Annotated in this window: 10 protein-coding genes; all 10 read right to left on the bottom strand. The window is 41.3% G+C overall.

Annotation, left to right across the window (positions count from 1 at the left end):
- Positions 1 to 94 precede the first annotated feature (94 nt).
- The 10 genes from NBH15_RS15895 to NBH15_RS15940 all read right to left on the bottom strand — a co-directional run bounded on the left by NBH15_RS15895 (position 95) and on the right by NBH15_RS15940 (position 20,695).
- Positions 95 to 1,087 carry a FecR family protein gene (locus NBH15_RS15895; protein ID WP_250823032.1) on the bottom strand — a complete coding sequence of 331 codons (993 nt, stop codon included), beginning with the start codon at positions 1,085 to 1,087 and terminating at the stop codon, positions 95 to 97.
- A gap of 140 nt (positions 1,088 to 1,227) precedes the next feature.
- Positions 1,228 to 1,788, bottom strand: a complete 561-nt coding sequence (locus NBH15_RS15900; protein ID WP_250823033.1) for an RNA polymerase sigma factor — start codon at positions 1,786 to 1,788, stop codon at positions 1,228 to 1,230.
- Positions 1,789 to 1,963: 175 nt separating this feature from the next.
- Positions 1,964 to 2,830 carry a DNA-directed RNA polymerase subunit alpha C-terminal domain-containing protein gene (locus NBH15_RS15905; RefSeq protein ID WP_128134492.1) on the bottom strand — a complete coding sequence of 289 codons (867 nt, stop codon included), beginning with the start codon at positions 2,828 to 2,830 and terminating at the stop codon, positions 1,964 to 1,966.
- A 349-nt stretch (positions 2,831 to 3,179) separates the two neighbouring features.
- Positions 3,180 to 5,441 (bottom strand): hypothetical protein, encoded by a 2,262-nt coding sequence (locus NBH15_RS15910; RefSeq protein WP_250823034.1) that lies wholly within the window; start codon positions 5,439 to 5,441, stop codon positions 3,180 to 3,182.
- 33 nt (positions 5,442 to 5,474) lie between these two features.
- Positions 5,475 to 7,817, bottom strand: coding sequence for a YyaL domain-containing protein (locus tag NBH15_RS15915; protein WP_250823035.1), 2,343 nt, complete (start codon positions 7,815 to 7,817; stop codon positions 5,475 to 5,477).
- Positions 7,818 to 7,844: 27 nt separating this feature from the next.
- A complete protein-coding gene (locus tag NBH15_RS15920; protein ID WP_128134494.1) occupies positions 7,845 to 10,817 on the bottom strand; it encodes a LamG-like jellyroll fold domain-containing protein in 2,973 nt (990 codons plus the stop codon).
- Between the two features lie 178 nt (positions 10,818 to 10,995).
- A complete protein-coding gene (locus NBH15_RS15925) occupies positions 10,996 to 13,467 on the bottom strand; it encodes a hypothetical protein (RefSeq protein ID WP_128134495.1) in 2,472 nt (823 codons plus the stop codon).
- Positions 13,468 to 13,644: 177 nt separating this feature from the next.
- Complete coding sequence (locus NBH15_RS15930; RefSeq protein WP_244050512.1) at positions 13,645 to 16,542, bottom strand: hypothetical protein; 2,898 nt, start codon at positions 16,540 to 16,542, stop codon at positions 13,645 to 13,647.
- Between the two features lie 5 nt (positions 16,543 to 16,547).
- Complete coding sequence (locus NBH15_RS15935) at positions 16,548 to 18,734, bottom strand: hypothetical protein (protein WP_128134498.1); 2,187 nt, start codon at positions 18,732 to 18,734, stop codon at positions 16,548 to 16,550.
- 98 nt (positions 18,735 to 18,832) lie between these two features.
- Positions 18,833 to 20,695: a RagB/SusD family nutrient uptake outer membrane protein gene (locus NBH15_RS15940; RefSeq protein WP_244050511.1), complete on the bottom strand. Its 1,863-nt coding sequence runs from the start codon at positions 20,693 to 20,695 to the stop codon at positions 18,833 to 18,835.

Here is a 20,695-nt window from a genome sequence, read left to right on the forward strand (position 1 = left end):
AAGGGTTACCTCGCTTTTTTAATTCTTTTACTCCTTTCCCATAGGCAATATTGTTAGATTAGACAAGTAGTATATCCTGTATGGTTAACTCTTGCTAAGGAATCCTTTTTTTCAGGAATACAGTATCTCCTTTATTTTCATATATAACCGAAGTTGTCAGGTTAATAATGTCGATAAAGTTTTCAAGACTGTTATTCCGGATGGTTCCTATATAGCATTCTTTCTTCAACGATTCGTCTTCTATGTATATTGTCGTATTATACAGGCGATTCATTATCCGGGTAATCTCCTCCAGCGACTCCCCGTCGAATGTAATTTCATTTTGCCGCCAAAGGGCTATGTCCTGCATATTCTCATCTGCATACTGTGAAAAACTATGGGTCAACAAATCCACTTTAACCGATTCATGCGGTTTGAGGATTGCCACATGGTCGTCATAGCTGACCCGTACGGAGCCGGAAAACAATGATGCGATAATTTTGCTATCATCTCTGTAAGCATTTATATTAAAGGCTGTCCCTAGAGCTTCCACCTGCATGCCTTTTGCCTCCACGATGAAACGTTTATCCGGATTCTTTGCAACCTCGAAATAGGCCTCTCCCACCAGTGCCACATTACGTTCTTTCATGCCGTAATCAGCCGGGTAACTGATCTTCGTATCGGAGTTCAGCCATACCTTCGTGCTGTCGGGCAAAGTGACGAAGGCCCGCTGCCCTTTTTCGGCCGATACCGTGAAATTCTGTGTCGACAGTTGTTTTTGTTTATCGTTCATACGGTAATTGAGCAAACTCAAAACAATGATAATACTAGCCACTGCAACCCGTGGCCAAACCTTCCAGAAGAAACGCGAACGTAACGGAACGACTTTGGCCGACTTTTTCTCGCCATCCAACTCCCGACTCAACCTGCGGTACATGCGTTCCTGTACGTCCCTGGGCATCTCATCCGGGCTCTCTTTCCATGCTGTCTCAAAAAGCATGAAGAATTCCTCTTTGGATGCGCACTGCCGGAACCATTCCATCAACTGCCGGTTTTCTTCTTCGGTAGTCGTACCTGCTATCAGACGGTGAAGTAATTCTATTCTCATTATTAATCCGTTTATATATTATAGTGGGATAAATATACCTACTACTTAGTCAAAAGATAAAACAGGCTAATTTTTAACTTTAGTTCACAAATAAGCTCTACTTAAAGACAAGGAATATTCAGAAAAGAGGGAAGTCGGTTTTATAAGGAAAGATAGATAAAGATAAAAACGACCGCTTTATTTCCAAGCACTTTGCGAAGTTCTTTCAGGGCCTGATAGATATGTGCTTCTACCGTACGTTCAGACAAGGATAGTTTTTTCGCAATTTCTGCATGCGACAAGTTTTCAAAACGGCTCATGATAAATACTTTCCGCCGCATTTCCGGAAAGGAAGAGATGACATTGAAAATATATTCCCGCAACGAATCGGCCTCAATCGCATCTTCTTCCGAGCTGGAGATCAGTTTCGCATCCCTGATTTCTTCCACCGGAAGGTTTTTATGAAGAGCTTCTTCCACATATTTATAGGCTAAATTACGGGCGATGGTCGAGATATAGGCTTCAAAGTTAAGCTCAGGTAATATATTTCCATGCTTTTCCCAAATAGTCAGGAAGAGTTCCTGAACGACATCTTCAGCCAAATCTGCGTCATTCAGCAAATACAGAACGGTGTTGTATACCTTCGGACTGTACCGCCAGTAGACAGTATTAAAAGCATCCCTGTCTCCCTCCTTCAGACGATATAAAAGTTCACTATCCATGTTTATACTGCAATTCTCCTCATTTAATAACTATCAGGTTAACATATTTGACAAGAGATAATTATTTTCACCGAGTAACATATTCTAATCCAGTACAAATATAAACCTATTATTATTATTACAAATAGTATTTGCCAATACATGAACCACAAAGTTATAAACAACCGGATCACAGTTATTTCTTGGAAACCGTCACATATCGTAAAAGTTCGCAATGCCCGTTGACATCCATTATTCCTTTTTTGAACAATTCGCTTTTCAACCTCTTAAACGAGACTTCTCCAAAGTTATGTAATGTTTTCAACCTTTCTATCTCTTTATTTTCTAAAATATATCTCACTAAATCTTCCAACGTATCTATATGATTATCTCTTAAGGCATTATAGGTCCTTGTATCCAAATCAAGAGAGACAGTCAATGGCTTCTTCAGCAAAAGTTGCTGGTTCTCTAATGAAATCTTTTCTCCGGCAAACTTCATTCGCAAGGCTTGCTCATCCTGCAGTTTATTTATTCTGGCATTCAATGATATAATCTTCGATTTCAGTTCCCTGATTTCCTTATCTTTCTTTTCGCTCTCATCCAGATAACTCCTAATAAATCCGGTCTGAATGCCGATATCCACCAAGGCTTCCTGAAATATGATCTTTACTTTGCGTTGTGTAATTTTCAGATGTTTTGCCACCTTTTTAATACTTATATGGGTTGCCAACGCATGGAATACGAATTTTTTGTTCTCAGAGTTAAGCAAGTTGCGCATTTCCGTTATAATAAACAGATATTCCGGAGTGAGCTTTTTAAATGATTCATATACAACATCTTTTTCAGTCACATATTTTTTGGAAGATACAGGTTGTGGCTGTGCTTCTACACGTTGTTGCTCAGGCACGGAAGGTTGTTCTTCGGGTGTTGGAGAGACAATAAGAACTTCTTCCTGCAACGTTGCGTCAGGAGCTGTAAATGCATTATTTACAAGACAAAGCTTCTGTTCTCGGGTAAAAAGAAGTTTTGCATAATCGCGTAATCTAGTTAACATACTCATCATAACGTAAATAGTTTAGTTAAGTCAAAATATAAAGAATGTGATATTACTATCTCAGCCGAAATTAGAACCGGGGATAATTTATGCAAACTGAAATAAAACTTTAAAATACCTTTTTTCCATAATTATAACGGAAGGAAGTCAACGCCATGGCTTCTAAAACATTCCCCACAGGAACAAAGGTAACAGATATGATTAAAAAAACAACAGATTATGGTAAGAAAATCAATGCTAAAGATTAAAACTGCCCTATCCTCGCGAACCAGACAGCTATTTACATATTTGAATATATTGTATACTTATTTCAAATCTCCTCTCGCATCTTCTACATATACAGGGCAAATATAATATTCTAAAATCTCTTTAACGGATACGATTGGGCCTTTTCCCCATCAATCATTCGATACAATACCCAAGTATCCTTTTCCACTCCCTCTTCCAAACGCCAATCATAAGATGGGTTGGTAAGCATTTTTTTTATCTCTTTCGGGAAAGCATCTGCCCGGCGGGCATCTTCCCAGGTGCGTATTGCTTTAAAAATGGCCTCTTTTTGCGGACAACTTTCCACGTCTTTCTGGCTTAACTTCAGAGCATAAGTTACTCCCCAACCCACCGACATGGCTTCGACGTGCTCATATGTCTCCACTGTAGATGTTTCCACTATCGGGAAATTTGAGCCGAACGAGATCGGGAAGAAGTTAGCAAAGCATTGGTCTCGGGCATCCTTCCCCTGGCTGGTGGTACTACCCCATACCCTCAATTCCGTATCATACAAATTTTTTCCGCCACCGGCATTATTGATACTTTGATAATGCCATGAACCTTCGTTGAACCCTGCACCGGTGAAACGGATGTAATCCACTCCCAGTTCTTTGGCATGTTCAAACATTTTCCGCAAAAAGCGTTTTGTAGAATAATAACCATGACCGCTGTTCCAAAGAAACTCAAAACCATCAAAATCGTAATAACGGATACCATTGACTGACGCTATTTCCGCATATACCTCAGCTATTTCATCCTGAAGAGCCATATTAGGAATCACTCCGTCATAACCGTAATTCAACGTAACCTGTAACTTATAAATAGTGTCATTGGCTGAATGACTGCTTGCTTCCGTATTCCAATAACCACGGGTTACGTTCAACAGCCTGTATGGTTCTGTATCCGAAACACCTAGATAATGGATCAGTTCTTTCCCTATTTTTACCATGTTTAAGTTTTTACAATGCCCTTCCCAGCTGGCTATTTCTTCCAAGTACTTCGGATCATCCACAATGATGATTGTATCTGTGGCTGACAGATTATTCTTCAGCACCCGTTTTTGCTGGTAACACAGGCTATCGCTAGGCACAGGGCTTGCATCTTTAGTGCCTGGTGCCAACGCATTCGTTATATTGGCACGACCAACCAAGATATTCTTTTCTTTTGCTTTATCCGTAAACTCTTTATGTGACATATTCCCGCCTGCACAGGTAAAAGGTTTCTTAGAAAAATCTTTTCCATCTATATAACCTCCCACATTTCTATCCGGTCTTACGAAACCTAGATCATAAGCACTGATCGCTTTAAAACCCAACCGATCGGCGTAAGAAATGATACTATCATACTGATTCCCATAACAAATGACATCGGGTACAAAGGCTGTCGGATCTTTTACCCATTTACCATTCACTGTTGGATAAGGCAATCCTTCCGACAATACAATGTTTTGAATCACATCCATCAAAGCGATATCATCCGGGCTTCCCCAAAGAGCCACGGAAGATCCTATGAAATCCACTTCGGGTATCGGTTCCACCTCAATATGGTTCGGCTCATTGTTTATTTTGTTAGGAAGCAACGAGTAACAGACCTCCCTCGGAAGCGTCCGGTTACGGGAATGATACTGTATGAAAACACGACCTTGTTCGTCCACCATAGCCGTATTTGCCGCAACAAAACGATAGTAAGGTTCCTTATAGGCGAAGAAAGCCACATCGCTGATGCCATCTCCACCTAAAGGAATTTCCTGTCCTTCATGCAAGTTGTCCGGCAACGGATAGAGCTTCGGATCCGGACTATGGACCACATACTGTGTAGGACCGGCATCGCCTTCCACATCCGAACTGCCGCCAATCGTATTATCGTCGAGAGCCAATACACCTATCGCATAATTGACAGTGGCACTCGTATCACGTGCCACACCAATAATATCTCCGAACAAATTGGTTATATTCGTATTATAACGCCCCCACTGTACATCGTCCACTCCATTCCGAGGTGATAAATCCAGCAAAGTCATCTTTATATATTTCCCTTTCGGCTCCATCGCAATTTCTGCTACCGAACCATTTGGATAATCTACTGTCAGAATGTTTGTCTGACTGTTGAATACCGCATGGGAAGGATAATAATATTCCTTTTCCTCACTATTATATAATGACAAGACAGGAGATGGTTTATCCTCGATCGCGAACTCCCGGCAAGGAGATACCGTCGTGTTTTGCATCGAAGTGATATACCCTTTGTCATTGACTTCTATTTCAAAATAATCGGTCTTGAAATTCCAAGACCCTTTGGACGTACATCCGGTAACCAGCAAGGTTATTACAAAAAACAATATTTTCTTAAGCATAAAACTATGTTTATTTAAATGAGAAACTCTGTTTTATTGACAAGGCAACATACATTGCACGGTTTCACCCGATTTTATGTCAACCTTTTTCCAACCAAGGAAGTTATGGTATCCTAACGGCTTCTTTGCTTCTTTCGATGCTTCCGCAAAAATACTTACAGAGGCATCAAACCGCGTCGGATTGGTGATCTCCAAAGTTATACCCGACTTATCACGTTTGACTACTTTGGCATCCACATGATCGAATACATACATTTCATCTTTGTCCGTCCGGAGGTAAATACCCGGAATTTCGATACCCATCAACATACCATTCCCTTCCGTCCAGCCATTGGATGTATGAAGGATAACACCGACAGCTCCTTTGCCATCGGCATCTGTTGCCTGGATACGTTCCATCGAAGAGCCCGGTCCCATGCCAGTGGTAGGTCTTCCCGGTGTTTCCATGACTTCCGCATGTGTATGGTTTATATCCCGAAGCAAATCCGCATACCGCCGATCGCCTGTTGCCCGGTAAATCTTAAACAAATGGTCTGCCGACATCGTACACACGCCGGGCGCCGCATGTTTGTTTTGGGTACTGGCCCATACCGCACCGGCCACATGGCCGCCTAACTTGCTAATGGTAGAGTTTACGGGGAATTGGTAATCGTATGAAAGTGTCCATGTAGCGGCTATATTGGCTACATTACGAGCCATATCCAGCCATTGTTTATCGGAAGTGGCATAATACAACGCCATCAACGACTCAGTAAAAGCGAAGTTCGACTCTGAATCGGCATCCCGCATGATATCACCGCAAGCACCGGAAGTAAATCCCAAACCGACAATTTCTCTATCATACATAAATTGGGCCGATTCTTTGGCTACCTCTAAGAATTTGGGCTCATTGAAATAACGGCTTGCCATGACCAAACCGGCTGGAACCATAGCTCCTGAAGCAGAATGGTAGATAATCACATCCCCGGTTTCCGTATTTACATAGTTCCCGAATTCTCCACACTTTTTCCAAGTATTCACAAAAGCCATAGCCAGTTTATGGATCGCTTTTTCCCATTCCGGTTTTATCTGGTCTCCATACCCTTGTTGTTTTAATAACTCGAAATGTTTTATCGACCAGAACAAGACATCGGCATTCCTGCGAACCAAAGAAGAGTTGGGTAACTCTTCGCGTTCAAAAGTAGGTATTTCACCCTTTTCATTATTCGGACCATAAAAATATCCGCTTTTACTTTGGTATTTCCCGAACGCAAAGTCGCAGGTCGTAAGAACCCGTTCGCGCGACAAAGGATCGTTCATGGCTAAAAGAGCGTATGTGTCCATCAATCCTCCTACCCATCCGACCAAATAACCATCCCCATTTCCGGTACGGTAAAAATGGCCGAAAGGTAATTCCGCCCAACGGTTCTTGTTTTTATACACTGCCGTAAGTTCCAACGTCTTGCTAAAAGGTGTCAGATTCCTTGGATGGTTCGGGCCGACCAATGCCTTACGTTCATCCATAAACCGCTCATATAAATCCTGCTTGCTATTAGCCTTGAAGCTATACACGCGAAATTTTAGGTTTATCTTGTCTCCAGACTTCCAATCAGTTCCCTTATCGCCACTTGGAGAAAAGTCGCCGAACCCGGCACGCAATTCACGTACGCCCGGTGCGCTCACGACAAATGAAGCCTCGTTTTGCGCCGCATTCTCTTCTACAAATATTCCATGATCGCCAAATTCTGAACGTTGTTCAAACAACAGGATGAATGCCCGCTTTTTGGATGGGGAGAAGAAACACATAGCGGACGTAGAGGCATTCCCGGTAAGTCCCTCTATCTTTCCCGGTATGTTCTTCGCCAAAGCCAACCGTGGATTATTGGCAAACAACTGGGTCGGGACTTCTTTATTATACAGATAATGTTTCGGATAAGGAGAGCAGTAACCATTTGTTTCTACATTGAAACGATTGCCATTGTACACATACGCCGGTATCAATACAAAATTATCCCGACTCCAGTCTTTGAAATCAAAAGCGACGGCAACGCCTCCGGATTGTAATTCGCCTTTATCCACATTAAAACAGATCTCCAAATCCAATACATCTCGATTGGGTTTTACTGGTTTCAGATCGCAACTCCATTCCGAAGTGTGCAGAGTTGCTTTCCCTTGATTGAAAACTGCTTTTTCGCGAACGACCGATCCGTCGTAGCTTACCAACATCGGCTGGAAACTACCGCCGAGTGATTTCAGGAAGGCGGTTATCTGTTTAAAATCACCAGTCTGTTCCGTATCCGGTATCCAACTTCCTTTTAAGTTGTCTTGCGCCACCACAGCTGTGGATATCAAAGTAATCGATAAAGATATCAATAATGTCAAACTATTAATTTTCATGCTTTCATTTCTTTCAATTTCTACTTTCTATTCTTCAATCAAAAACCACGATGCTCCCTGTGCTTTTATCGATACCGGGAGCAGCAGATTTCCTTTTTGATCCAACATATACTCTGAGCTGGTCCCATCCGATGCCACAACTGTCGCTTTATCTTTTAAGCCTGAATAATAAAGCGGAAGTCGCATTTCTTTGGTTATGTCACGATCTGTCGGATTAAAGACAATTACCATACCCTTATGTTGAATAAAAGGATTTACGTGCATGATACAATCCAGGTCACGCCCGGTCGGACGACTTACGTGAATAATATCAGAAGTCAGGATGTCGCGATATTTCTTGAACCAATCAATATATTTAGACAATAATTGCTTTGTCTCCGGTGTATCATATAAACGGTTGCCGCGGATAGTCAACTGACAGCCACTACCCAACAATTGAATCAGATTGGCTTCATATTTATCCAGGTTGTCGCACAGAGGTTCCAAGCCGATTTTAGGATCATTGGAATAAAATCCGACCAACTGCAAAGTCATCCATCCCATCGTTGGAAGTTTTGTACGGGTGCCATCATATATGTATTGACGCCCTAACAACATCTGTTGGGAAAGTGTCAGGTTACTTGCAGCTTCACGGTATCCCATCCCCGTAGCCGTCGAACCATGCCAGAAATAATTATCCGGCATCAGTACAAACATACCTTTATTTTGCATTTCGCGTGTAAAATCGCGCATGATACTCCATTGTTTCCATTGAGAATCTTCCAATCCTTTATGGTGAGGGTGATTTTTTGAAGCACAGGCATCTCCATGATACGGACCATCAATAGGGTATACATCCAAGCCTGTCTTTTCTTTAAATTCCCAGAATTTAGGGAAGAAGACATCTTTCCATTCAGATGCCAGACAAACACTCTGTCCGAAATTACAACCGGGTTTATTTGTCTTCGGATCAATGCAGTCATACTTTTCCCCACGTCCTCTACTTGCCACCATCAATTCATATCCCCCGGTGATAATACCACGTTCTTTGGCATAGGAAGCGATGTCTTTCCACATATTTACATATTCCGCATCCAGCTTGTCGTACTGAATACCGGGCCAGGCCATTACATCCAAACGTTCCATCCCTACTTCTGCCATTTGATCGATAAATCCTTTTAGTTTTATCGGATCATTGCTTGTGATGCCTCCACATAAAAGCGATTCAGTGGTTTGAGGGGCCAGTTTCCGATATACCCGGCGCCATCCTAATGTGTTCCGCTCCAAATCATCTGAATCCATCAATAACTCGAAAGTACAGAACGATTGGAAAGGCTCTGTTTTCGTTACATCTACATTGGGCCCCATCGGAACACTGCTGACAAGCAGGTTTCGTGTTGCTTTTCCACCAAACAAGATCTCTTCGTCATTGCGCACTCCGGCCCAGGTGTTATAATCCGTATCATCTATCAGACGAACCGGAGAACCGCTGAACGGGACATACTCGTTCGTCCACATATCCACAATATCTGCTTCTGTATGAGCACCTCCTACCATTGCAAAAGAATAATCGGACTGTGCATAAATACGGCGGAACTGATCCTGTGACAACGCTAGAATTTCACTTTCTATCTTATTAATGACTTTTGCCTCATCCGAATTATTAATGACTTCTACCCATTTTGCGACAGTTGGAAGACCTTCATAAATTTCATAATTCACTTTTACCGTTATATTTTCTACTTCCGGCATCTGTCCTGTCGGCTTATAAATCATACTGACATGTAAGCCTTTTGCCGGCCACGATGTTGTTATGGAATTAAATTTAGGTTTCCAGTCATAACGTTTGACGATATCTCCAATTTCCAGTTTATCAAATTGAAAAGAACGGGGAGAGCTATATAAATCTTTATACCAACTATCCAATAAATAAGCGTATTCAGGTTGCCCTTTCAACCCGCCGACTTCATACCAGACGCTATCGATCATAATGCGTGCTTCAGGTTTGATTCCCCGCAAATATTCTGCGCCATTACTCAGATTACGATAACCTACACAAGCCAGATTGTCTGAATAATAGAAAGTCCGGTCTACTAAACCGTTTTCAATTCTTATCCGGGCCGTCTCACCGTCTTTCGATTTCTCCACAACCAGTTGACAAGGTTCTTTCAAATCATGGATAAGCCAGTCTTTCTCCTGAAGCCGTTCTGTCAACTCTTTTGTATGAACCACATTACCGCTCAGTGAATTAAACATTTTTATTATCTGTCTCCTATGCTGCTTATTCTGAGTATATGTTGCTTTCTGTGCCTGATAATCAATTGCAAAATCCGACAGCCCATCAAATTTACCCGGTTGGAAGGTTGAAACTCTCGCCTGGTATAAGTCTCCATGAAATACATTTCCTTTTGCAGACCCACCTACATACAATCCCGGCATAATAATCGGGGTAGCATCTAAAGTCTCTTTCTCTTCACCATTTAGAAAAAACACAGCTTTACCATTTTCCTGTTTTACTGCAATATGTACCCAAACTTCCGGAACAATAGGTGCCAACGTAACACTTCCTTTTTTCGAACTATATACCTGCAGATTCTTTCCCACTTGTGCAAAAGTATATCCTCCTTCTCCCGATCCGATAGCAGCTATCACATGTACATGACTTTGATGCTGATCACCATGATCCACCAACCGAGGCCGCGCCCATACTTCAAACAAAATATTACCATTTTGGGGATAGGCTATCTCTTTATTTTCATACCAGTCTTGTTGCGTCTTAAAAAAGATACAGCCTTCTCCCTTCATTCGATGGGATTCCGGTGCATCCATATAAATCAATGGTGCTCCCTGAACAGACAGAATATCTTCTCCTGTCTGGGATTTTATCTGAGAAGGTGCAGCCGTAAAACTAACATTACCACTCTTTCCAAAATTAAAATTAAATACTTCTTTAATGGTTGCAAATGTATTTATAAACACCCCTAACAACACTAATACAAACAAAAATCTCCTATTTATCATATAACTAGCATTTTAAACATGATCATTTCTAAAACAACACATTTCCACACAAACAGAATATTGAAACTAAGTATAGTACTTTTTTCATGGTATAAATACTGATTAATCACACAAATATAAAAGCAGCTATCCCTATTAAAAATAGCAAATAGCTGCTTATTTAGTGGATTATCGTTGTTTATCTTCCTTTTACAATTTCCTTATTACCCAATGCCTTAAATTCCACATGGATGGAAGGGGCTTTTGAAGAAGAGAAGTCGCATTGTACCGTCACATTGTTTTTCCCCTTTCCCCATGCAGTAGTTTCAGATACGGCAAAACTTTTACGAGGCTTCCAGTATTCATCACATACATATACGGAATTACCATCGCAATAGAGTTTGTCGCCCACTTTCAATATCTCTTGCACTTGGATCGGAGCACAACCTTCCACCAATATTTGCAGGTTGGTGATTTGTGCACCCGCTTCGTCTCCGGCTTTTATCGTTGCATAAAATTGTACTGGTTGCTTCTCATACGGATTATCAAAAGTAAACTTACTTAACAAAGGTTCTCCCGTTTGTACCGAACGATACTTGTGGACATTATCCCCTTTCAAGGTTACTTCATACAAGTTCCAAACATTATCACCCGCTTTTTCCAAATGGAATTCATTTTTAGGATTCTTCATCTTCTCTCTTTGTGCAGCTGTCAACAAATGATTGTTACGTACTTTCTGCCATTCACGGATGGCCTCAAAAAGACAGCTCTTGAATCCGCTCTGTTCGATGCTTTCGTCTACACGCAACAGATAGCCGGCATCAAAAGCAGCACTACGTGCCTGGATCCATTCAATATCTTCCGGTCGATAAGTCTGTTCCAATTTAAACCAACCCAACATACCCGGCATCAAGTTACGTTCGAAATAACGTTGGTTCTCCAAACGGTAATTGACTTGGCTTTCACGCAAATTATCGTACCAAGGCTCTCCCCAGTTCATGAAAGAATAGATATGCCACCAATAATGGAATGGTGATGAACCACAAGAGATAATGCCTTTCTGATCCAGGTCATCAAACCATTGTTTCAAGAACCTGGAAGCCCCATATAAACCATGTCCCGTAGGTGATCCACCGTAATAACCGTCGAAGTCCATCAATCCGACTCCCGTTTCATTGCACACTTCAGCCAAACGTTTAGCAAAAACATCACTCAAATGGATATCCGGAAAGAGGCCGCTATAACAATTATTCAGTAGCTTATCAATCTTATCGCCTGCATGATGAGCCGCAGGCTTCGTTCCGAACTGTCCACGTGTACAATCCAGCAGTTTATAAGGTCTCTCTGTGGTTACCTCCCGATACGACACAATCTCCGTACCTATCTTTGCCGAATGCGTTTCACCCAAATAGGTAAAAAATTCCGGTGATTCAATTTCTATATCCTTATCAGTTGCACTGATCTCTTTTGTCAAAACAGAACTTCCTGAAATGGCCAGGCTATCACTAGGTGCGGGAGAAACATACGGGTCATGCGTAGAAGTAAACATCGTCAGCGTATGTACGCCGATTTCAATACCACGAGCTTTCGCCTTGTCAGTAAAAGCTTTAATTTGCTCTGCTCCCTCCGGAAAACGAGAGGTGTGTAAATCAAAATGTCCCCAGCTTTTGAATATGTCCCCGATATGAACCAAATTGAAGTTACAAGAATCGGCATAATTCAATGCATTATCCAACGAACGACCCTCATATAACATATAAGCCGGATTCTGGAGCTTCCGTTTTTTGATCCACTCTCCGTTCATCATCGGATGTGGCAATCCTTCCCCTACTTCGATCTTTCCGATGACATCGACAGCTTCCGAAGATGGTGCGGCAAACAAGGCAATAGAACTTCCTATGAAATCCTGATCCAAAGCCGTCACAGTCTGTCTTCTCCCTATATAGTCTATCACTTTTTCTTTTCGCCAATCACGTGCGAAAAATTGAATATCACTACCATACGGACGTGCAACAGCCGCATTTCCCCTTATCATGCGTACATATTCGGGCATATCTCCTTCTTCATTCACATTGATGTCGTACGTTTGCTGTCCGATCTTATCTTTCAAATCTTCGGGCACTTCTTGTCCCGGCAGCGGATCAATATAGCACCCACCTGTAGCATCATCCCCCAAATGAGGTCGTCCCTCTGTCGTATTTATGCCGAGTGCCTGTACACCGACAGCAAAAGTCGTATCACGTACCACTCCTACCGTCTCTCCTATATATTGAGATATAGTGGTTGCATAAGGTCCCCAAGCTATGGCATCAATCCGGTCACGATTACTTAATGAAACCAAAGACAAGCGAATATACCCGTCTTTCACTTCTTTTGAAACGACAGCTTCCGACTGGTTTGCAAAGGTTAGTATCCAGTTGTCGCCTTCGACTTTCAGATTGGTGGGCATGATGTATTCTTTTCCATCATAGAGACTCAACAAGGGAGATGCCCCCTCTTCCGCCAGATAATTCACGCCTGTCCTGTTGTCTGCCACCTGGCAAATAAAACCTTTTCCATCCACACTGAATGTTGCATATTGTGTCGAGAGTTCATCAACATACGATTGTTTGCATGAGCATAATATCAAAAATGCAACAGCACAAATACTACTAATTTTTCTAAATCTCATAAGGTCAAAAATTAGATTATCAGATTTCTTAATTTACATATATTTACTACACAAAAATAAAGACAACCATTCACATTAAACATAGCAAATAATTGCCTATTCAATGGATTATTACTGTTTACTAGTATGTCCGGCTATTAATCCTTAAAAGGGACATAATACCGAACATACTTGTTATTATTGGGAAATGGATGAAACTGGGCAAATCTTATATTTGTAATATTGAGGTTTATGTTCAAAATGAACTTGATCAGCTAAAGGGACTTGGTTTATCACTGTTATGATATTTCCATTCTTATCTATAGCTTCTATATCTACGCCTAATTCCGAAAATCCAATTAAAGACAAATTGAAATCAACCTCCTCTAAATCCTTCAGAGGGATGATTTCCCATCCAAATTTTTCTTTCTTCAACATATAAGAACCCTTACCTCCAAATTCTCCCTTTTCTACTTCCCCATACGTATCAATATAGAATAAATGATCAGAATAAACCTTGTCAAGTAATTTACCTGTTGATGAGACAGGGTTTGTAGAAGAAACAGAAAACAAACGGCTTCCAGGCAAAACGGCCAAAGTTCCATATTTAGGTAATGAATAATCATGGTTATTTTCTTTAACCAGCCACGGTTGATCGGAAAAGTTGGCATAAATCTTCAAACCACTATTATATTCAACCTGGATACAAGGAGATTTTAATAGATCTTTTTTGATTGCATCTGAAGATGACACATAAGATTTTCCATCAAAATACCGGATACTTTTCACCGGAATCATCGAATAGCTATTTTGGAATGGTTGCAAGAAAGCATATCTACGAACTGCATCAAAACCATCAGACAAAATACCGATATTACCGAAAGCGTAAGCATAAGCAACATAGGCCTCGTTAGAGACATTAGACATTCCATCCATTTCCAACGGATTAATCTTCAACAGTTGAAAATCAGGAAATATAGGAAAACTATGATTCATATGTGAATAATTCCCATCTAATAATCCTGCATAGAACCAATGTGTGCCACCTTCCGAATAAACTGGACCTTGATAGGCGCGGCGTTCGTTCATCAAAGTCATACCAATATATTCAAATACAGTACGAAATTTTCCTGCTCCAGGAGTACGATAATCGTAATCCACCCGATCCATAGGAGAAATACAAGTCTCCACATCACAATAAGAAAAGTTGGTACCAAATGTCTTATGTATTTGCGGTGCCAAAAGGGCCTGTTGTTCCCAACCGATCGTTACTTTATTGGCATAACATCTACACCAAGCAGGTCCCCAACCATAATCCTTATGGCTGATACGTACCCAATCTTCATTCCACAACGCATTGACAGGCGCAAAATCCATGTAATTCGAGTAAAAACCAATCCTCCAATCTTGCCCTTGCACAAAGCGGACATATTCTTTCAAACGCTCTACCCCCAGATCAGGATTCGGTTTTGTCCGGAATGTATAACTTTCTCCACCGGCGCGCCAGAAGTCTTCGTGATAACGGATACTGACATTCTCCACTCCTTTCGAACGCAAGTCGGATACGAACTTTCCTAGCTTAGGCAGATCGCTCCCCCCGTTGATCGCCCACAAACGATCTACCTGGTTAGAACGCATCGGAGAAGCGGGGTTGTCAATCGTCGGGAATACTTCGTGTACATCCGGTGATACATTAATAAAGAGACGTTCGCGTAACGGGTTGCGCTTTTTATTGTTCAACGGATAATATCTGACACCTCCATTATAGGTCGCTTTACCCTCTTTGATACCCTGTTCTCCACCATAATACATGGAAGCATTGGTATAATACCAATCAAACATCGTCAAATAGAACAGATTATCGGCATACAGTATACTGGGAGCATCAGCCGTATAGGAATCATTGGCAAAAGGGTTATACACCAAGAAAGGAACACCCACCAATTTACCATCCGACACGTTGTCTGTCGCGCCTAAGCAGATCTCTTCCACTTTCCCATCCACTGCTTTTTCCTCAATCGTCCAAATCAAAGACTTCTGCTTGATCGTATAGGAACAGTCAAAGCGTTGGTTCAAACCTTTTCCTACTGCTTTATAACAGATAAACAAAGTATCGTTTTCTATTCTCTTATCCATAACTTTCCACTCTGCTTCTGTCCGTTTTTCAAAAAGGATTTTAGCGTTGGCATTCACCTTTTTCTCTTGTCCGTCACACAAGAGTGTCACGCCACCTATCGGATAAGCCGGGTCTACTTGATACGTCAGCTTAGCATCTTTCCCTTCGTATGAGAAAAGGTATTTCTCGCCTTGTTGCTCCACACGATTGCTAAATCCGGTCGTCTTATTCGTCGGCAAGATCGTCTCTTCACGAAGAGGAAAAGGTAATTTCTCTGGGAACGGTTTAAACTTCATTGGCTTCAAAACTTCTTGATATCCATAGATAGGACCCAAGAAAATATTGTTCTCCACATCCGGTTTTGTACCATTCCCTTTAAATTCCAATCCGATGAATGTAATCGGTCGGACAATGCTATCATTCAATTTTATATGGTTCAAAAACCAATACTTATAATTCATATTCCGCCATAACCATTCTTGCATGAACGGAATTGTTATCTCCCGGCCTTTGGCATCTTGGATAACGGCATAATGGGTCATGGCTTCTCCACTGTTCTCCCATAACCAATGGTTTCCATAATTCCAAAAGTTAATGCAATCCCACTCTTTATCGAATGTATAAGGTTCAACAAGTTCTACACGAAATCCGGCTTTTGCCTGTTTGGTTTTGTAAACGACTTTTCCGCTGTAATCGCCTATTACCCGTTGTTCTTTAGTTCGATATAATGCGACCTCGGATTGGTTTGCCCGAACTTGCCACTGCGTACAATCATCAAAAGTAAACAGTGGTTCTCTGGCTTCCGTACGCCCTTCCATTTCATAAGGTTTACTACCGATACTTTTTTGCTTCGGATCTTGATTCACCCCTTTGATCGCCTCTCCATATTCCAATTCATTTGTCTCTTGTGCTTTTCCTTGTTGGATATTCAGAGCCAAACACAGCAACACACATGCGCGTAATGATTTATGTTTTAACATATTGTCTAATTTATAAGAGTTCTCGGATTAACATGCTCACCGGAGATATCCACTGTATATAGCGTCCATGTATGATCATTGATACGTTCCAAATGGTACCGGTTCTCTTGAGCTTTCATTTCTTCTTTCAATTCTTTAGAAAAAATATCGGCACGCCGGGCATCTTCCCACACACGAAAAGCCTTAAACACGCGCTCTTTATCCAAACATTTTTCAACAGCGTTTTCACTTAAACCAAGCATATAAGTAGCATTCCATGCAACAGCCTTTGATTGTAGATTCTCTATCACTTGTTCATCCCATTCCGATTGGAAATTTTGGATACCGAAAGTAGGACAAATGAAATTATTAACATTACCGTTTCTTTCATCTTTCCCCTGAATTCCGAAAGAATTGGTTACAGGGTTAAACATATTGTTTCCTCCACCAATATTTCCATTCCCCATATATAACCAATTACCATACATGATACCAGATCCCATCACACGAAGTTCATTTCCGCCATACGTATGAAACTTCTCAAACAAATTCCGATAGAATCGTTTCATAGAATAATAACCATGTCCTTGATACATGAAACTTTCCTGTCCATCAAAATCGACATAATCCATGCCACCGTCAACCAATAACCGGGCATAATAATCGGCATAATCGTCTTGCAGATTCATATCCGGAACAAAACCATTATAACAGTTCATCTGTAATTTTGCTAACACCTCACCCGCTTTATGTGTTTGAGCCACCGTATTGTAAGCACCACGCTTCACACCTTTCAATGTATAAGGTCGGGTTGTTGTAACTCCTTCGTAAGTAAGTAGTTCTTTCCCTAATTTCAAAACATTGAGTTTATTGCAATGCCAAGTTCCCCATTCATTTAACCAACTGGTATCAGCCACACAAATATCCGTTTGAGAAGCATTCAAATCGTGAGTGATCGTTGTCTTCAACACCATGCATAAGCTATCATTAGGAATGGGACTGACATCACTGCAATGTGGTTGCAAAAACTCACACAACGTATGTAACCCATAAGCGATTCCAGCTTCGTTCGTCATTTTTGTAAACTCAGCGATAGAAATTTGTTTTCCACCATAAGAAATCATCTTATCCGCCCATCGATTTGCCGGGTTGACATAATACTCTCCCAAACCTTCATCCTGTACAGCACGTACTCCCAACTGAGTTGCATAAGAGATCAAACTATCATGCCGTCCCCACCATGCTAAATCGGCACAAGCAGCTTTCGGATCACGAACCCATTTCCCTTGCTGGGTAATATAAGGCAGTCCTTCCTCCAAAACGACCTTCTCATAAAGTTTTAACGTATGCTCTTTAGGACAAACAAAAAATGCAACCGATGATCCTAAAACATCCTCATCTACAGCCTCCACCCGATGATGCTTAGGTACATTCACATTTTCAAAACCTGGTATAAGTGTAAAAAATATATCACGGGTAGCACGACGATCACGCGAACTCATTACAATGTAAGAACCATATTCCGGTATATACTCAGCCCCATTCCCTTTATTGAAAAAGAAATGACCTTCTTTCCGATTCGTAAAAGCAACATCGCTAATGCCATCTCCACCTATACGCAATCGCTGCCCCTCATATAACGAATCCGGCAAAGGATATTTGATCGGATCTGGTGTATGTACTCTGTAATACATTTGGTGCATATCTCCATCTGTAGGGAGACCGGTATTCGTATTGTCATTACAGGCGACCATACCGATCGTACAACGTTCATTACTGACTACTCCCAACAAATCTCCAATATATTCACGTATCGTAGTATAATAAGGTCCCCATACTACATGATCCGCTTTACCACGATTAGTAAGTGATATAAGTTTAAACGTCAAATACTCTTCTTTTTCTCCTATTTCTATAATAACTTCAGCTCCATTGGCATATGTTAACATCACCTTTTCATCGATTTGTCGAGCCGAAACAGGTAAAATTACCTGATCGTTACCGGCATAAAGAGCCAATAAAGGAGAACTTTTCTTATCAGATAAATATTCTATATTATCAACTTTACTGTAGATACTCGTTAAGAATCCTGTAGAATCCATCTTTAATACTGCATAATCCGTTTCAAAGCAGAGATCCTTCCCTGCCTGATTACACGAAAAGAAGAATGGAGATATAACTACCCATACCCATTTTAATAAGAAATTTTTCATTTGCCTCATATAAGATTTGAAAGGTTTAAAAAAACGGAGTAAAAGATCATTAAAACAAATATCTTCTACTCCGCTATAAAAATAATGAGTTTTTAGTATTACTTCAATGGATCAAATGAGCCACCCCATTCATTGTTTTGTTGTGACATATCATTGTCGAAGTTTGCTCCCATAGTCTTGTCCCCAATGGCACCGAACCAATGCTTGGTAGAGATATTAAACGTGGAAACTTCAACTTGCTTCACATTAGGCACGAAATCAATATGGAAGAACTTCTGCGTGTCTGCATCTTTCAACGTACGTGCCCATTCGAATCCTTTAGCATCTTCCTCATCCCCGTTAAATACTACATACAGGTTGTTGTAATGCTTCTGGGCATTGATGTTGTCGAAATTCATCCAACGGCGGAGGTCGTCATAACGGAAGTTTTCTTGAGACAACTCAGCAGCACGTTCGTTGTATAACAAACGACGAACCCCTTCGAGCGTATTATACACATCCAGCCCATACCCGATAGCGCCCGTACCTTTATCGATACCTGCACGTTTACGGATGGCAGCCACATAACCCAACGCTTCATTTATATGACCTGCTTCGGCAGCACATTCGGCAAGGTTCAGGTAAACTTCACCCAAGCGCAAACAGATCGCATTATTTTCACCTTTATATGAATCAGCATTATTCAATCCCGGCGTAATAGCTTTTAACGGGAAGAATGAGCCATAATGGGTTGTTGTGGCATTACGTTCCAACTGTATGTTAGACATCGCTTTATAGAACGTTTCTGTCTTCACATACGAAGTCCAGAAATACTGCCCGGCAGGAATTTCCAACGATGGGAAATCACAACCCGGAACCGAATAGGAGTCGTAGAAACGCGAATCCATTCCGTTCACCAATTTATCAAGAATTTCAGCATTGTAGGCAGCATCCGTAGAAAGGCGGTTTACATCCAGTTTTTGGCTCTTATACTCTTCGTTTTCATAGATAGCCATCGAAGAACCATCCTTCAACGGGAATGCAAGAAGTTGAGGTGTCTGCGGTACTTGACGGCATGCCCATCCATGGGTAATATCTTCAGGAAGATATTGGTTCATGTCATAATACGAATCCGGATATTTGTAATTTCTATAAATCAAGGCTTCCGTATTAGACTTCCCTTTCGTCAACCAAATGTCGCCAAATTTATCCATCAATTTATAACCACTCTTTTCAGCCAGTTCTAGAGCTTCCTTATTGGTTTTATAGGCTGTTTCCCAACGTCCCTTATCATTGGAACGGTTGAATAACTTACTAGCATACCACATTTGCACGCGTCCTTTGAAAGCCATGGCAGCACATTTGTCAATACGCCCATAGTCGACACCCGACCAACGGTCTGGCAAGCCCTGGATGGCATCATCCAAGTCTTTCACAATCTGCGCCATACAATCAGAAGTAGAACTTCGCTTCACCATCAACGAAGGCAGATCGTTCACATCCTGCGATTTAAGGATCAGAGGAACACCACCCAAATCCTTTACGTAAGACCAATACCGGTAAGCCCGCCAAAACTTGGCTTGTGCTACCACAGCATCTTTATCCTTAAGAGCCATGACACTTTCCGGTACTGTCTCCAACTGCTCAAGCAGGTAGTTAATCTTGTCAATAATTGTATAATTAAAATCGACCCCACGGCTGGAAGCTGAAATGTTTACCCCACGCAACCACTCGCTCATGCTATCGTTTGAATCCGTTGTAAGGTCCGTGTCGGTATCAGACGTAGAAGACCATCCCGGCACCATGCCGCTATAGATATCGGTTAGATATGCTTGGATCATTGTCTCATTCTGCCACACATTATCCGGATTAATTGCAGATTTGTTCTCGTAATCTAACTGACAAGAAGACAACGCCAATACGCATGCCGATAATGTCAAGAATTTACGACCGCTTCTTTTTATTATATTGAAATTGTTCAT

Origin of the sequence: Parabacteroides caeci (assembly GCF_023656795.1) — a bacterium.
GTDB lineage: Bacteria > Bacteroidota > Bacteroidia > Bacteroidales > Tannerellaceae > Parabacteroides > Parabacteroides segnis.

What these genes read in the sequence shown, in the direction of transcription:
- NBH15_RS15895 (WP_250823032.1), bottom strand. Translation starts at nt 1,087, where the DNA reads ATGAGAATAGAATTACTTCACCGTCTGATAGCAGGTACGACTACCGAA.
- NBH15_RS15900 (WP_250823033.1), bottom strand. Translation starts at nt 1,788, where the DNA reads ATGGATAGTGAACTTTTATATCGTCTGAAGGAGGGAGACAGGGATGCT.
- NBH15_RS15905 (WP_128134492.1), bottom strand. Translation starts at nt 2,830, where the DNA reads ATGATGAGTATGTTAACTAGATTACGCGATTATGCAAAACTTCTTTTT.
- NBH15_RS15910 (WP_250823034.1), bottom strand. Translation starts at nt 5,441, where the DNA reads ATGCTTAAGAAAATATTGTTTTTTGTAATAACCTTGCTGGTTACCGGA.
- NBH15_RS15915 (WP_250823035.1), bottom strand. Translation starts at nt 7,817, where the DNA reads ATGAAAATTAATAGTTTGACATTATTGATATCTTTATCGATTACTTTG.
- NBH15_RS15920 (WP_128134494.1), bottom strand. Translation starts at nt 10,817, where the DNA reads ATGATAAATAGGAGATTTTTGTTTGTATTAGTGTTGTTAGGGGTGTTT.
- NBH15_RS15925 (WP_128134495.1), bottom strand. Translation starts at nt 13,467, where the DNA reads ATGAGATTTAGAAAAATTAGTAGTATTTGTGCTGTTGCATTTTTGATA.
- NBH15_RS15930 (WP_244050512.1), bottom strand. Translation starts at nt 16,542, where the DNA reads ATGTTAAAACATAAATCATTACGCGCATGTGTGTTGCTGTGTTTGGCT.
- NBH15_RS15935 (WP_128134498.1), bottom strand. Translation starts at nt 18,734, where the DNA reads ATGAAAAATTTCTTATTAAAATGGGTATGGGTAGTTATATCTCCATTC.
- NBH15_RS15940 (WP_244050511.1), bottom strand. Translation starts at nt 20,695, where the DNA reads ATGAACAATTTCAATATAATAAAAAGAAGCGGTCGTAAATTCTTGACA.